This is a genomic window from Polaromonas sp. P3_C2 (assembly GCF_056402675.1).
Genome location: NZ_JBFUGX010001106.1, coordinates 1 through 835, shown reverse-complemented (window position 1 = coordinate 835; position 835 = coordinate 1). Strand labels below are relative to the sequence as shown.

The 835-nt window shown below is 57.0% G+C and carries 1 protein-coding gene and 1 pseudogene; one reads left to right on the top strand and one right to left on the bottom strand.

Annotated elements, in window-relative coordinates:
• Window positions 1-565: hypothetical protein (locus tag AC1DWI_RS24935; protein ID WP_477726152.1), on the top strand; the 565-nt coding region annotated here is incomplete at its 5' end.
• Between the two features lie 136 nt (window positions 566-701).
• Here AC1DWI_RS24935 and AC1DWI_RS24930 read toward each other — a convergent pair.
• Window positions 702-835, bottom strand: a pseudogene (locus tag AC1DWI_RS24930) (oxidoreductase); the annotation flags it as partial.

The following is an 835-nucleotide window of genomic DNA, read 5'->3' as shown; positions in this document are numbered from 1 at the left end:
GATTCTGGCTGACATCGGAACGGTCAAGGACGGCAAACCGGTCGAGTTGAAGACGCTCCCTCCCGCTGATCAAGCCAAAGTGCTCGCCAAGCTCAAGACGACCAGTTGCTTTGGCATGAAAAGCGGTGTGACCACATCGCTCGTAAAAGCCGAGAATTTTTGCGGCACGGTGGTCGAAATATTGCCTCAACAAGGGCTGGGGCAAAGCTACTTGCCGACCAAAGCGGCATTTCATTGGCAAGCGGACCGGTGGGCCGGTCTGATTACCCGGCTACAGAGCGCACAGGCTGCCACCATGAAAAGCCACCACGGTACCGATGAGCGCATCCATATGGCGCAACTGGTCATTGTGCCGACCGCCAACGCGAGTTGGGGCTACGGGCTGTATGTTCACCCTGGCGCTCCAGCAGATGTGACTAAAAAAGCGGCTACTCTGTTCGACTCCCTCAAGAACGCAAACCCACTCCTGTTAAAGGCGTTGGACCTTGGGGCCAAGTTCGATTTCGACACTCCTTCGGACGCGGTGGTTGAGGCCATGAAGAAATCGTTGGCCTTTGGACCTTGAGTCGGATCGTTTTTTAGGCTTGCCGCAGCTCGCGGCACCAGGAAAAGCCGTTGTGCGCCGCAGCAATTAGATGAGGCCTGATTGGCTGTCACAGTCCTGTCGGTGCCAAACCCAAAGCCCGGCCGTTACCGGGCAATCAGGCCGCGAGCTGAAGGCGCACCTGTCCGCGCTCTTCGTCCATGGTTTTTGCGAGCAGCTTGACCAGGGCATATACCGTGTCGATGTGCGGCGTTGGTGTTTGCGTAAGACGTCCCAGTTCGACTACTGAAC